At 54.0% G+C, this 11,844-nt stretch carries 12 protein-coding genes; 3 read left to right on the forward strand and 9 right to left on the reverse strand.

The genetic code is table 11. The features are described 5' to 3' along the window. Nucleotides 1-10: 10 nt before the first annotated feature. The 5 genes from A4E33_RS04590 to A4E33_RS04610 all read right to left on the reverse strand — a co-directional run bounded on the left by A4E33_RS04590 (nt 11) and on the right by A4E33_RS04610 (nt 5,718). Nucleotides 11-1,045 (reverse strand): type II secretion system F family protein, encoded by a 1,035-nt coding sequence (locus tag A4E33_RS04590; RefSeq protein ID WP_292346508.1) that lies wholly within the window; start codon nt 1,043-1,045, stop codon nt 11-13. A gap of 1 nt (nt 1,046) precedes the next feature. Continuing rightward, a complete protein-coding gene (locus A4E33_RS04595) occupies nt 1,047-1,970 on the reverse strand; it encodes a type II secretion system F family protein (protein WP_292346509.1) in 924 nt (307 codons plus the stop codon). Beyond that, on the reverse strand, nt 1,963-4,422 hold the full coding sequence (locus A4E33_RS04600) for a type II/IV secretion system ATPase subunit (RefSeq protein ID WP_292346510.1): 2,460 nt from the start codon (nt 4,420-4,422) through the stop codon (nt 1,963-1,965). The genes A4E33_RS04595 and A4E33_RS04600 overlap by 8 nt, the downstream gene beginning before the upstream one ends. Nucleotides 4,423-4,609: 187 nt before the next feature. Next, on the reverse strand, nt 4,610-5,353 hold the full coding sequence (locus tag A4E33_RS04605; protein WP_292346511.1) for a roadblock/LC7 domain-containing protein: 744 nt from the start codon (nt 5,351-5,353) through the stop codon (nt 4,610-4,612). 17 nt (nt 5,354-5,370) lie between these two features. Continuing rightward, nucleotides 5,371-5,718: a roadblock/LC7 domain-containing protein gene (locus A4E33_RS04610; RefSeq protein WP_292346512.1), complete on the reverse strand. Its 348-nt coding sequence runs from the start codon at nt 5,716-5,718 to the stop codon at nt 5,371-5,373. A 246-nt stretch (nt 5,719-5,964) separates the two neighbouring features. Here A4E33_RS04610 and A4E33_RS04615 point away from each other — a divergent pair, with 246 nt between their 5' ends. The 3 genes from A4E33_RS04615 to minD all read left to right on the forward strand — a co-directional run bounded on the left by A4E33_RS04615 (nt 5,965) and on the right by minD (nt 8,173). Beyond that, nucleotides 5,965-6,714, forward strand: a complete 750-nt coding sequence (locus tag A4E33_RS04615) for a hypothetical protein (RefSeq protein WP_292346513.1) — start codon at nt 5,965-5,967, stop codon at nt 6,712-6,714. A 77-nt stretch (nt 6,715-6,791) separates the two neighbouring features. Then, the gene (locus tag A4E33_RS04620; RefSeq protein WP_292346514.1) at nt 6,792-7,307 is read left to right on the forward strand and encodes a hypothetical protein; all 516 of its coding nucleotides are present in this window, start codon (nt 6,792-6,794) and stop codon (nt 7,305-7,307) included. A gap of 71 nt (nt 7,308-7,378) precedes the next feature. Further along, complete coding sequence (minD, locus tag A4E33_RS04625; RefSeq protein ID WP_292346515.1) at nt 7,379-8,173, forward strand: cell division ATPase MinD; 795 nt, start codon at nt 7,379-7,381, stop codon at nt 8,171-8,173. A gap of 149 nt (nt 8,174-8,322) precedes the next feature. On the opposite strand, the gene A4E33_RS04630 is transcribed toward minD, so the two are convergent. The 4 genes from A4E33_RS04630 to A4E33_RS04645 all read right to left on the reverse strand — a co-directional run bounded on the left by A4E33_RS04630 (nt 8,323) and on the right by A4E33_RS04645 (nt 11,822). Next, entirely contained in the window at nt 8,323-9,609 is a 1,287-nt protein-coding gene (locus A4E33_RS04630) for a zinc ribbon domain-containing protein (protein WP_292346516.1), read from the reverse strand. A gap of 312 nt (nt 9,610-9,921) precedes the next feature. Next, on the reverse strand, nt 9,922-10,668 hold the full coding sequence (locus tag A4E33_RS04635) for a hypothetical protein (protein WP_292346517.1): 747 nt from the start codon (nt 10,666-10,668) through the stop codon (nt 9,922-9,924). Between the two features lie 151 nt (nt 10,669-10,819). Then, on the reverse strand, nt 10,820-11,611 hold the full coding sequence (locus A4E33_RS04640) for a response regulator (protein ID WP_292346518.1): 792 nt from the start codon (nt 11,609-11,611) through the stop codon (nt 10,820-10,822). Between the two features lie 61 nt (nt 11,612-11,672). Further along, nucleotides 11,673-11,822, reverse strand: a complete 150-nt coding sequence (locus tag A4E33_RS04645) for a V4R domain-containing protein (RefSeq protein ID WP_394334410.1) — start codon at nt 11,820-11,822, stop codon at nt 11,673-11,675. Nucleotides 11,823-11,844: the final 22 nt, after the last annotated feature.

Here is an 11,844-nt window from a genome sequence, read left to right on the forward strand (position 1 = left end):
AGGGGGTTGTTCAGATGAAGAACCTGAACACGACCCATGCGATGAGGAGCATGATGGCCGAGTATTTCAGGCCGGCCACGAACCGACCCTCACCCATCTGGCCTGCGACAAGGCCAGAGAAGAAACCCTGCAGCATTGCCGCATGGGAGAAGAGACGCTTGTAGAGGAAGAGATCAATCTTCCCGCCGAACCCCGAAGCACCGGCAGCCTGGGCCGTTGCACCGGCTGTTGCCATCGTGGTCAGGAACGATGAAACCAGGATTGCGATAACAAAACAGAACACGGCGAATGCGACAAGGACGATGATAACGTAGATGATCATGTTGTTCGCGCGTTCCTGCTGGAGGTTCACGACCTCGAACGTGTCTTTGGCTGCTGCACGGAGCACTTCGCTGACATCGCCACCAGCTCTGCTTGCCTTGGCAATCAGGTCAACACTCCGGTCGGCAAGCCTGGTTCCGAGACCTTTCCCGAACCGGTAGAGCGCCTCGACGAACCCGACACCCCAGGACATCTCGTTGTCAAGCTTCCGGATGTGCGGTGTCAGGGTCCCGTACTCGGCAGTGGCAACGATATGCACGGCGTTTGGAAGGGTCATACCGGAATCGTTCATCCCGGCAAGGTCCCGGAAGAAGTTCGGCAGGGCATTCTCAAGGTTCTTGACCCGCCACTGCTCCTTGAAGTCAAGGAGCGCGAGCGGCACAATGCAGATGAGGACGGCAAACACGGCAAAATCATCAATGGTTGTTGTCTTGTAAAGGACCGACATGCCGTACGTGGCAATCATGTAGATGGATCCTGCGAAGAAGAAGAGCAGGCCGAGCGGGATACAGACGATCAGGATGTTCTCCGGCCGTTCTGTCAGCACCTCAATGGGGTGCTTCATGAACCGGCCGAGCCCCGCCCGGGTCTGGCGATCCGCCTCGAGCTTGGCAGTAATCTCGTTGAATTCCGCTTCCATGGCGGACAAATCTGCAGGTTTCACCGGTTCCTTGGCATGCTCTCCTTTGTTGAGGAGATTGTCTTTGATATCTTTCAGCGCCATTTCAGGACTCCGGTGTCAGGGAACTGATCATAATCACGAACGCAGCGCTGCCAAGGGGGATCATGATATAGATGACCGCGTACAGGAACAACGGGTTATTATCCCCGGAGAGGACTGACATGATCGACTGGAGGATGATAAGGAATAACGTACCGGCGACCATTGCCGTCACATAGGATTCCGAGATGAGTGCCAGGGTATCCAGGAACAGTTTCTGGGTCTGGCGGTTCTCGAGGGCATACTGGTCGGCTTTCGTACGGAAATATTCCGTGAGGTTCCCACCGCTCGAGATGCTCGCCATGGCACCCTGCAGGAACTCCTTCATCCGTTTGCTTGGTGTACTTGACGAGACCAGGCGCAGCGCATCGATAAGATCCCTTCCGAAGATATCAATCTCCCGCGCGATATACCGCGCTTCGACATGGCTCTCGCCATAAATCGGACTGTCACCGAGGAGACGGAATACTTCCGCGGGCGTGATGCCGGCAGTAGACATCGAGGTGACGTAGTTGATAGCATAGGGCAGGGTCGCATCGATGTTCCTGCGCCGGTTGCCCGCCTCGACACTGGGATAGAACAGGAAGATCGCATAGGTGATCCCGCCAAAGACGATCAGGGAGAAGATCGTGATGAAGATCGTTCCGATCACAAGGCTGTAGGGTGTGAGCGCGACAAGGAAACCCGGCACAGCACCCTTGTACTTGATGAGGGCGGGGAGCTTGAGGAACCAGGAGAACGCCCCGATGACGAGGGCGGCAAAAAGCCCGACAGCCACGGAACAGACAACTGCCGTGGAAAGATATACCTCGAACGGGGTCTTCATCCTCGCTGAAATGATGTCGTTTCTCAGCTGCGAGTACTCTTCCCGTTTGGCCTTCATCCGTTTGCCAAGCAGATTGAAACTGAACCGTTCAATACTATTCATAGAGATCCTTCCTTACTTTCTCGATAACCGATTCCGGATCGCGGTGGTAGGAGATGAGAATCTTTGCCACGTCCTTGTAGTGGCGGATCTTCTTGATCCTCATCCATTCCAGCACTTCCTGCCGGCGCTTGAGCTCCTCGCGCATCCGGTTATCGCTCCAGCCCTTTGCCTCCATGATCTCTTCAAGGAGGTAGGACTTCCCGGAGTAGGAGTGCTCGTCCGTTGCCGACCGCCACTTGAAAACCTCGTTGGTGATCAGTTCGTTCGTGCGCGGATCGATATCAAGGATCTCGACGATCTGCTTGTTCCTCCTGATACGTTTCCCTCCAACACGCGCCTGGACCTGGACGCAGATGAAGTCCAGCGCGGAGAGCATGTTCCGCGGTACGTCCATGGGGGGGTTCTCGATACGGTGCACGACACTGGCAACAGAATCCGCGTGCGTTGTGGAATAGGTAACGTGGCCCGTGCTCATCGCCTGGAAGAGGGTCTGGCATTCCTTGCCACGAACCTCACCCACGATGATGTATTCGGGACGCTGACGCATTGCAGCGCGCAGGAGTTCATACATGTTGATCTCCCCGCGGCCCGCCGTATCAAACGAATCACGCGTAACGCTCGGGATCCAGTTGGGGTGCGGGAGCTTGACTTCCCGGGTATCTTCAAGGGATACGATCTTCGCCATGGGCGGGATAAACAGGGAGATGGCGTTCAGGGATGTGGTCTTCCCGGAAGCCGTCCCGCCGGCAAAGATCGCAGACTTGCCCGATTCGACGCAGAGCCAGATGTAGGCAATCGCCAGCGGAGAGAACGTATGCCACTCGATAAGGTCGGTCGGCGTGATCGGTTCATCCTTGAACTTACGGATGGTGAATGTCGAACCATGCGCGGTGACCTCCTGCCCCAGCGTCATCTGGATACGCGAACCGTCCTGCATGGTGGCATCGAGAATCGGTTCGGCAATGGAGATGTACTTCCCGGCGCGCTGCGCGAGTTTTGTGACAAACGAGTCGAGTTCTTCAGCGGTATGATAGGCGATGGAGGTTTTCATCGATTCATAACTCGAATGGAAAGCGAACAGCGGAGTATGAACACCATCGCAGGAGATATCCTCGATATACTTGTCGTGCATGATAGGATCGATGAGTCCGTCTCCGAGGAAGTCCTTGTACATATTGTAATGGATCTTCTCCCGCTCGACAGGAGAGAGCCGGAGGCCGAAGTCTTCCATGATGTCGTTGGCAGCAGCACGCAGTTTCTGCCGTGCATCTTCCTTTGAGATATCCTTGGTATTGATGTCCAGTGTCTCGAACAGGCGTTCTTTCAGCTCCTTCAGGAGATCTTTCTCAGGATCGGAGAGGATGGGCTCGATAACGTGATACATGTATTCGTGCGTGGAGTGGTCGTACGTAATCCGGACATAGGCATACGGTTCGTTGACCGGATACATCTCCATCTCCTCGATTCCGGGCTTGGGGGTGAAGGATAGATCGACAAGCGGCCCGTGGACCTTCGGGTCATATTCCTCGAGCTCCGGGCGGATCGCCCTGAATATGGATGCAAGCCCGAATTTCTTTGCCTCGGGTTTTGCCCTGACCTTTTCGGTGATGATTTCCTCGTCGATATCAAGGTCCTTGAAACCGGCGGTGGAGAACTCCTTCTTCCAGATCTCGGCAAATTCCGCGGGAAGCCCACCGCCCCCGGTACCTTCGAACGCGTTGATGCGCCCGTGAAGGTTAATCTCGTCAACCTTGAAGGTAGCGCCCTTGGGAAGGATGAGCCCGGACAGGTCGCTGATCTGATCAACGCTGACAATCTTCTCGTCTCCATCGGATACCGCTGCAGGCTCCGGCTCTTCCGTGGGTTCGGTAACGGCTGCAGCTTTCCTGGCGGTTTTTGCCGGAGCCTTTGCTGCCGGTTTTGCTCTCCGGAGTGCTGCCTTGGGATCTTCATCGATAATCTCGACTATCTCTTCCTCAGGTGCCGGCTGCGGAGCTGTCCGGACTGGTGACGGAGATGCCTTTTTCGGCACCGGCAAAGGTTCGGTATCCGGAGGGGCGGTTGCAGCCCCCCGTGCCAGCATCTTGCCGAGTGATTCGCGCATATCCTTCCCGCTGAGATCCAGCGGAGGCTGGGGGAGATGCGCGGGGGCCGGTGCCGGCTCTTCGGTATCAGAGAATAAGCTGTCCGCAGGTTCCTGGGGGGTAATCACGGGCCGGGCACGTTCCGGGGCTGGTCGCGCGGCCGGTTGCGGTGCAGGCTCGGGTTTGTTCGCCATCCCCAGTTTCTTCATCAGTGCCGAGAAGTCCCCGGCATCGGGCGAAGGAGCGCCTGCCACCGGTGCGGGTTTTTCCGCCACCTGCGGCCTCTGGGGCGCATCCTTTTTCTTTCCCCCGATCATCTTCATGAGGGAATTAACATCTTCGAGCGTATCGTCGTCTTCTTTTGTCAAGTCAGAAAACCTCCGCTTTGAGCCGTATGCTGGTTCTGTACTATTTACGGTAAAAGATAATTTACATCAGAGTATATGTATTCTCCGCAAACACGTGATTAACTATAGTTATCATATAAAAATGATTGTAAAATGAAAACTGCCCCAATTCTTTCCAGATTCCTGAATTTTACGAACAATACATAATTTACCGGAATGATTCGGACTGGATACTTTTGAGCACGACCCGGATAAGGCCGAGCTGGGTGTCGGCGGTAGTGAATACGCACAGGAACAGGTCGCCACAGGGTGCAATGATGAACTTATGTTCGTTGGTCTCGAGAATCATCTGCTCGAGCGGCCCTGCTTTCATCTCCTCTGCAATCTTGACACCGGCACGCATGAAATCCTCAGCTGATGCGGCGACATGCTCGAAATCGGCATCCCCCATGGACTGGACAGGAAAACCTTCAAAGAATGCAGAAACGGCAATTACCCCGGGCTGGTTCAGGATCTTCTGCAGATGACTCTGGTCCAGGTATTGACGCGTTACTCCTGATCCCCCGGGACTTCCGGCTGCCGGTGCTTCTTCCGGGGCAGCGGTTTCCGGCTGACCGGGTTCCTCAGGAGCGATGAGCAGGCCGGAATCGCTGCAGATCTGAAGCGCCCGTTCAAATTCGACGTCATTATACTTCCTGAGATGGAAGGTATGCGTACCGTTTTCATCACCGGTGTCCGCGGTCATGCCGGAGAGAGCGCTCCCCCCTTTGAATGAGCCGGATGCTGTCCGGAACATCGCTGCGATGAGTCTTCCCTCGTTGACGAGGATAAAACCGGTTCCCGCCGGGGTTCGTATTTCAACCGCTCCCCGGAACGCAGTCAGCTCATCGAAGAATTTCTCGTCCCGGGGATTGGTAATAGTCCCGCCGTCAGTGCCTGCTGGTAATTTCATAAAAGAAAGAGGAGGGATCAGAGCGCGGCGACGATGCGCTCTTTATTCTTCTTGAGTTCGTACCTGATGCGTCCGACGTTTGCTGTAGTATCCGCCACAAGGGCGATCAGTTCGTCAGCAGACAGAGGTGAAAGGATAATGGGGCCTTTTTCCAGCTCGACAAGCATCTGGGAAAGTTCACCCTTACCGAGAGTATTGCCCATTGCTTCTGAAGTCCCAAGACCTGTTGAAGCCATGGCGCCAAGCGCCTCAATATCCACTTTACCGGAGACCGCACTCTCGATAACAAATCCATCTCTTCCAACAACAACCGCTGCTGATACCCCTTCCACTTTCAGAAACTCCTCGAGTAATGGTTTCAGCATCTTTTCACCACTTAATAAATGTATCTCTCTATTCTTAATCTATTAAAATGTTGGTCTTTATTCATCATTCCGAACAGAAAATTAGTTCCCCGATGCAATAAAAACAGCAGCAGGCAGACAAAGGCCAAAAAAGCGGGTATAAATATGAGAACGATGAAATGCGGAAAAACTATGAAGTGTGGACGGTGCTGATCCGACAGGTGCCAAAAAGAAATTATATAGTTCTGCATCGCAAACCTACACATAATGCAACTCCCGAGGGGCACATTTCGCGAGATCCGGAAAAACGTAGCAGTTGAGAGCCTGCTCCAGGAACTCGACGGGGAACGGTTCACTGGTGTAGCCAGTATCTCTTCATCATCACGGAACGGCACGCTTGTTTTCAAAGGCGGTAAATGCATCCTTGTCAAAATCCAGAACCTTCGCGGGGATGCTGCATGGGAGGACCTCCAGAATGCCGGGAATATCGATGTTGATGCAGCGCTCTCAGTACTCGGTGACGCCCAGATAGAACTTGCGCTCGAGTTCAACAAGCCGTGCAGGATCCTCAGACCCGTCAGACAGGCCTCAGCACAGACCACCACGCGCCCTTCTGCTCCGTCTGCTGCATCGCAACACCCGCGGGCAGCGATGGCACAGAAAGGAGGAACGCCGGTTGCACCCCTGAAACCCCCGGTGAAACCTGCTCCTGTCCATCACCATATTCCCGCGCCGCCTGCTGCTCCGGCAGCAGCCGTTCACGCGCCGCCGCACCCGCTCCCCAGGGCTGCGGCACCGGTCCCCCCTGCACCCCCGGTTCCAACACTCCGGCATACAGACGCAGCAAAACCCGGCGAGGAAGAACTGCGCGAGCGAACCAGCGAGACCACGAGCAGCTTCGAAGCGGACCTCGACACCTTTGACACCATGGACTTCGATAACGTGACCGATAAGATTCGCACAGATTGTAAAACAATGATCAAGCAGCTCCATCTCGATCACCTGATGGAGCGCTGAACTGACGACTTCCCAAGGGAGGAATTACCATCGCTCAACTTATCCCCGGCATTGACAATATCATTCTCATCGGCATCGTGATTCTGGTCATCATCCTCATCCCTGCTGCTCTCCTTCTGAAGAGGATGCTCGGGGAGCGGGCTGACGAGGGGGGTCGTTCCCGGAAGCAGCGCCTCGATTACCAGCCGCCCGCAAAACAGGGGTGGGTTCCTATTCCGGTCCCGATATCCTGGACTGCAAAGAAACGGCAGCAGGCTGCTGCTTCAATCCCGGAAGTCGACCTGGTGGAGAACTGCCGGAACATCCAGGAGAGCCTCAGTGCGCTCGTGAACAAATACTCCCTTGATTCATTCACGATTGCAACCTCCGACGGGCTGGTCTTTGCATCCTCCGGTGGGGCTACGGCGCAGGAGGATGCCGCCAGGTTCAGCCGGCATGCCGAAATCCGCGAGTCAGTTGGTGTTGCGCTCTTCAGCACAACCCATTCCGGTTCGGAACTGACGGGTATTATCCGATCGAAGGGTATTATTACGGGGGAGATACAGAAACGTATTGAGAGTGATACAAAAGATATTTTAAACAGATGGATATAACACGAATATGTGAAAATTTCAAGTAATCTTATATAAATACAATTGAAATACTCATCACCACAGGGTGCTCAATGGTCAAGGTTTACACAATCGCTTCCGGAAAAGGCGGAACAGGGAAGACCACATTTTCTGTCAACCTCGGAACAATGCTCGCCCAGCTGGGCAAGGAGACCTACCTTATGGATGCAGATATCGGCATGGCAAACGTGGGTCTCATCCTCGGCCTGCAGGATGCGCCGATCACCCTGCACGAGATTCTCGCCGGGAAAGGAAACATCAACGATGCGATTTACGAGGGCCCTGCGGGGCTCAAAGTCATCCCGAGCGGTATCTCACTCCAGGGGTTCCAGCAGGCGGACCCGGATCGGATCCGGGACGTCATGGGTGAGATCGTCAAACGCTGTGAATTCCTTCTCATCGACGCACCAGCCGGCATCAGCAAGGATGGAGTTGTCCCTCTTGCCGTTGCTGATGAAGTCATCCTTGTGGTGAACCCTGAACTCTCTTCTATCGTTGACGCACTCAAGACCAAGATCCTGACCGAGGTTGTTGGCGGGCATGTGCTCGGGTCCATCATCAACCGTGTGGATCAGGACAAGACCGATATCATAACCAAGAAGATGGAAAAAGTCCTGGGTGTCAAGGTCATCGGTATCATTCCGGAAGATACCAATGTCCGCCGCGCCGCCTCGGCAAAAACTCCGATCGTCATCAAGTTCCCGACATCCCCGGCATCGAAGGCCATCAAGCGCATCGCGTCCGATCTCGTCGGCGTTGCATACAAGGAAGAAAAAACCGTTGAAGTCAAGGCAGGATTCATCGACCGGTTCGCCAACGCCCTGTTCAAGAAAAAATCAGAGAAATAATCTGTTTGCCGGTTCCGGCAATTGCGCTCCCTGTTTTCGTGGTCGGGCAGGTTACCTGAAGCAGACTCCTGTGGTTTACAATGTACCAAAAGAGAGATTCCATCGCTCTGTTGACGACCGGATGATGACCCGCAGGGGCAGGCCGGCTCTCAATCGCTCAGCCAGCTGAGATCCTCAAGTTCTTTGATCGATTTCAGGTTGACTGCCACCTTTTCCTGTCGGGCAGGCGATGAGGTATTGCCGCCATCGGCCGGTAGAGCGGCTCCCACCGGTGCCCCGGGAAGAACGGTGCTGCCAACGGCTGTCCCGCACCTGCCGCAGAATTTCGTGCTATCTGATATCCCGGCGCCGCAACTGTCGCACGTCTTTCCTGCCGGGGGATGCATCTCAGCAGACTCCCCTGCGGGGAGAATGCCTGCAGGGGTAACCTCCATGGGGGCAGTGGCGATAGCTGAAGGAATACTCTCATCCTCACGCATTCTATCCAGGCCTTCGGTCAACGGAATATTCGCTTCAGGAATAATCTCCGCTGTACAGCCTTCGGCAGAGATACCCGCGGCACCCGCATGATCTCCTGCAGCAGATTCTGCAACAATACTTTCGTCGGCATGAGTGTCCGCTGCCTTTGCCATCTCTGCTGCAGGAATCTCCGTACCCTGCGGTTCCGGAACAGGGCTTTCCGGCACAGCCTCTTCAGCCGGTATGCCATTCGTCGCTGCCGGCACCGGAGGAGTGCTCCCGGAATTTGGAGACTCCGCGTCAGTGTTCCATCCTGCGGCAACGGAGGCGTTGAGATCCTGGAATTCCGCGCTCATCAACGCAGCGCTCACATCGATATCGCGTTCGGTCATCTCACCATGCTGCTGGTACACCGGCACATCGCGGAATGCTCCATCAACACCTTTTGAGAACATCGTGCTCATGTCGGCACGGAACTGCTGCTGGTGTTCGAACTCCGAACGGATTCGCTTCCCGGACTGTACCGACAGGGCGATCATATTCAGTTTCCCAATGATGAGGGAAATGAGCATTTCAAGATCGTGCCGATCACCGGATGAAAGCGAGATAAGGAAGAAATCGTCGGTATACAGCCACCGTATCTCCGTATCTCCTTCCTGTGACTGGAACCGCCGGGTAATGCGCATATTCCCGCTCTTTCTCATGAGGTTGAAGGGGTTCCAGTCCGGTTTCTGGCAGATTTCCACCGGGCAGATGTTTCTGAACGAGAACACGGTTTTCCCGCCCTTCTGGATCTGGTCAACCTCGGCTTCGAAAAAACGGGTACGCGGGCAGGATCCAGGGAGGATGCGGCCATCGTGAGAAGGGGAAATTTCTACCTGCTGGATATCGATCTCGTTCCCAAGGTCAACGAGATAGGTGTGGCGGACAAGCTCCCAGGAATACCGGAAGATTTTGTGTTCCACAACATGGGTCATGGTCTCATCTCGCAGGCAGAATACGGGATAATTATGGGAAAATTTATAGAGTACCGGTCATATCCCGTACAGATTCTGGCAGTTGTGTTATTTATAAATTTTCAGACCGGTTTTCTCATAATTTCGATGCCAATCCCGATTCCGGGATTTTCCTGTCCTTTTTTCATATCGCGCAGGAAAAACCGGACAGGGAGTGTACCATTCATCAGCATGGCAGGATCATTGCTGCGGCTGTCGCAGGAAAATCCGGAGACCCTGCCAAAAGAACGAAAAGGCACAGAAAAGGATACTGGCGGGAGACGGCGTCCATGTTCAGTTGGAGAGCCAGCTTAAGTCCCTCAGGTCTTCAATATCATTGAGGTCGACATGCAGGCCTGCTGCCTTCTCCGGGCTGACCCTGGCCCGGCCATGGTGGGCGGTTATACCTGCCGCTGACGGGAGGGGGAGATCCTTCTCGTGAGGATTTGTCACGATCACGCCATAGTCCCGGTACACTGCAGCTTCGCGGAACGCCCCGTCAACTCCCTCGGAAAACATGGTGCCGATTGCCTCGCGGCAGGCAAGCTGGTTTTCGAATTCCGAAGGGATCCGGTTACCATTCCGGATCGACTCCGCTATCATACCAAGCTTCGCCGTGATAAGGTTTGTCAGCATTTCGATGTCATGCCTGCCGCCGCTCGAAAGGAAGAGGATATTGAAATCGTCGGTATACAGCCACTGCGCTTCACCGGTATCGGTCGGGAAATGGATTCTCTCCGTGATGGTCCAGTCGCCGCGCCGGATCCGGAACCTCAGGAAATGCCAGTCCGGTTGCTTATTCGCATGGACAGGGAAAATATTCTGGAAGACTGCGGTCTTCCTGCCGGCATCCCGCTGTTCCTCAATCTCGATCTCAAAATACCGGATCTTCGGGTAGGGTGGATCGAGAATACAGTTTTCGTACAGTTTTGAAACATCCATCAGCGGGACATCGATCTGCGACCCGACATCGACAAGGTATGTATGATGAACGCGATGCCATGCGGTTCTCCTGGACTTATGATAGATGATATCTGTCACATTATCCCCTCATGAAAATCAGAGGACAAGGCTGCACGATGCATATGGTGATCTGTAACCTTCCGGTATGTAGGTACGATACCGGTTGATTTAAACTTTATTTAAAGTTTGGTATTCGTAAAAATGTTGGGAATCGGGTGAAATGGGATTTTTATGTTTTCTTTGCCATCTTGATCTGGTCAAGGGTCTTTTCCCGGATATGGAAGAATATACCGATGAGTTCTTTATTGTCATCCTTGATCGGCCGGATGATAACGCTCGCTTTTCTCCCCCTGCCTGACCGGGGTACGACTGCGGTGTTGAACTCATGCGTAACAACCAGCATCTGTTGAACCACTTCCGGCACCGGGTCCGGGATCTCTTCGTTTGTCTGGTCATTGATGATCATCATCACCTCGCGCCAGTAATGCATCAGGACTTCTTCCTTTTGAAGGCCAAGGAACCGGAGGCCGTAAGGATTGCAGAAGATGATTTTCCCTTTAATATCGGTTATAACGAGGATATCGAGCGCTGCCATGATCTTCTTGGGCTCACCCACCGGGTACATATCAAGGTATTTTTTCCGCATGGAGTGATTATACAGCGCCAGCTCGACGTTCGAGGCAAGGTCCCGATCGGTGAATGGTTTAATAATGTACCCGAGAGGTTGCGCATTCTTTGCACGGGCGAGCAGGGTATCGTCACAATGTGCTGTAAGAAAGACGATCGGGAACTGGAAGAGCTGAAAGATATAACAGGATGCAGTAACCCCGTCCATAACTCCGGCAAGGCTGATATCCATCAGGATAAGGTCGGGTTCCAGTTCTGCTGCAAGGAAGATCGATTCTTCACCGGTCCCGGTCTTCCCGACGATATTGTACCCCCGTTTCTCGAGCATCACCGAGATGAGATTGGCAATGATCTCATCATCTTCCACAATAAGGATACGGGGTATGGGCGCCATGCGTCTCCGGATTCGACCAAACTGTACTAAAAAGGACTATGCTAAAAAAGTATTTATAACGTTAGTCTTTCTTACTGGTGATCGTGAAGACACAGTGCTCGTCGCCCTTGGATTTGCACTTGGTTTCTTTTGCGTCCACCCGGATGCCGAAAGCCCCTTCGATGATCCCGGCGAGCAGGCCGGCCGTGCAGTAACAGACGTTCTTGCCGATATTCCCGAAGGATTCGGACTCT

The sequence above is a fragment of the Methanoregula sp. PtaB.Bin085 genome (assembly GCF_002067035.1).
Taxonomy (GTDB): domain Archaea; phylum Halobacteriota; class Methanomicrobia; order Methanomicrobiales; family Methanospirillaceae; genus Methanoregula.

Coding starts and splice junctions, on each gene's coding strand:
- A4E33_RS04590 (WP_292346508.1), bottom strand. CDS start 1,045: ATGGCGCTGAAAGATATCAAAGACAATCTCCTCAACAAAGGAGAGCAT.
- A4E33_RS04595 (WP_292346509.1), bottom strand. CDS start 1,970: ATGAATAGTATTGAACGGTTCAGTTTCAATCTGCTTGGCAAACGGATG.
- A4E33_RS04605 (WP_292346511.1), bottom strand. CDS start 5,353: ATGAAATTACCAGCAGGCACTGACGGCGGGACTATTACCAATCCCCGG.
- A4E33_RS04610 (WP_292346512.1), bottom strand. CDS start 5,718: ATGCTGAAACCATTACTCGAGGAGTTTCTGAAAGTGGAAGGGGTATCA.
- A4E33_RS04615 (WP_292346513.1), top strand. CDS start 5,965: ATGCAACTCCCGAGGGGCACATTTCGCGAGATCCGGAAAAACGTAGCA.
- minD (WP_292346515.1), top strand. CDS start 7,379: ATGGTCAAGGTTTACACAATCGCTTCCGGAAAAGGCGGAACAGGGAAG.
- A4E33_RS04630 (WP_292346516.1), bottom strand. CDS start 9,609: ATGACCCATGTTGTGGAACACAAAATCTTCCGGTATTCCTGGGAGCTT.
- A4E33_RS04640 (WP_292346518.1), bottom strand. CDS start 11,611: ATGGCGCCCATACCCCGTATCCTTATTGTGGAAGATGATGAGATCATT.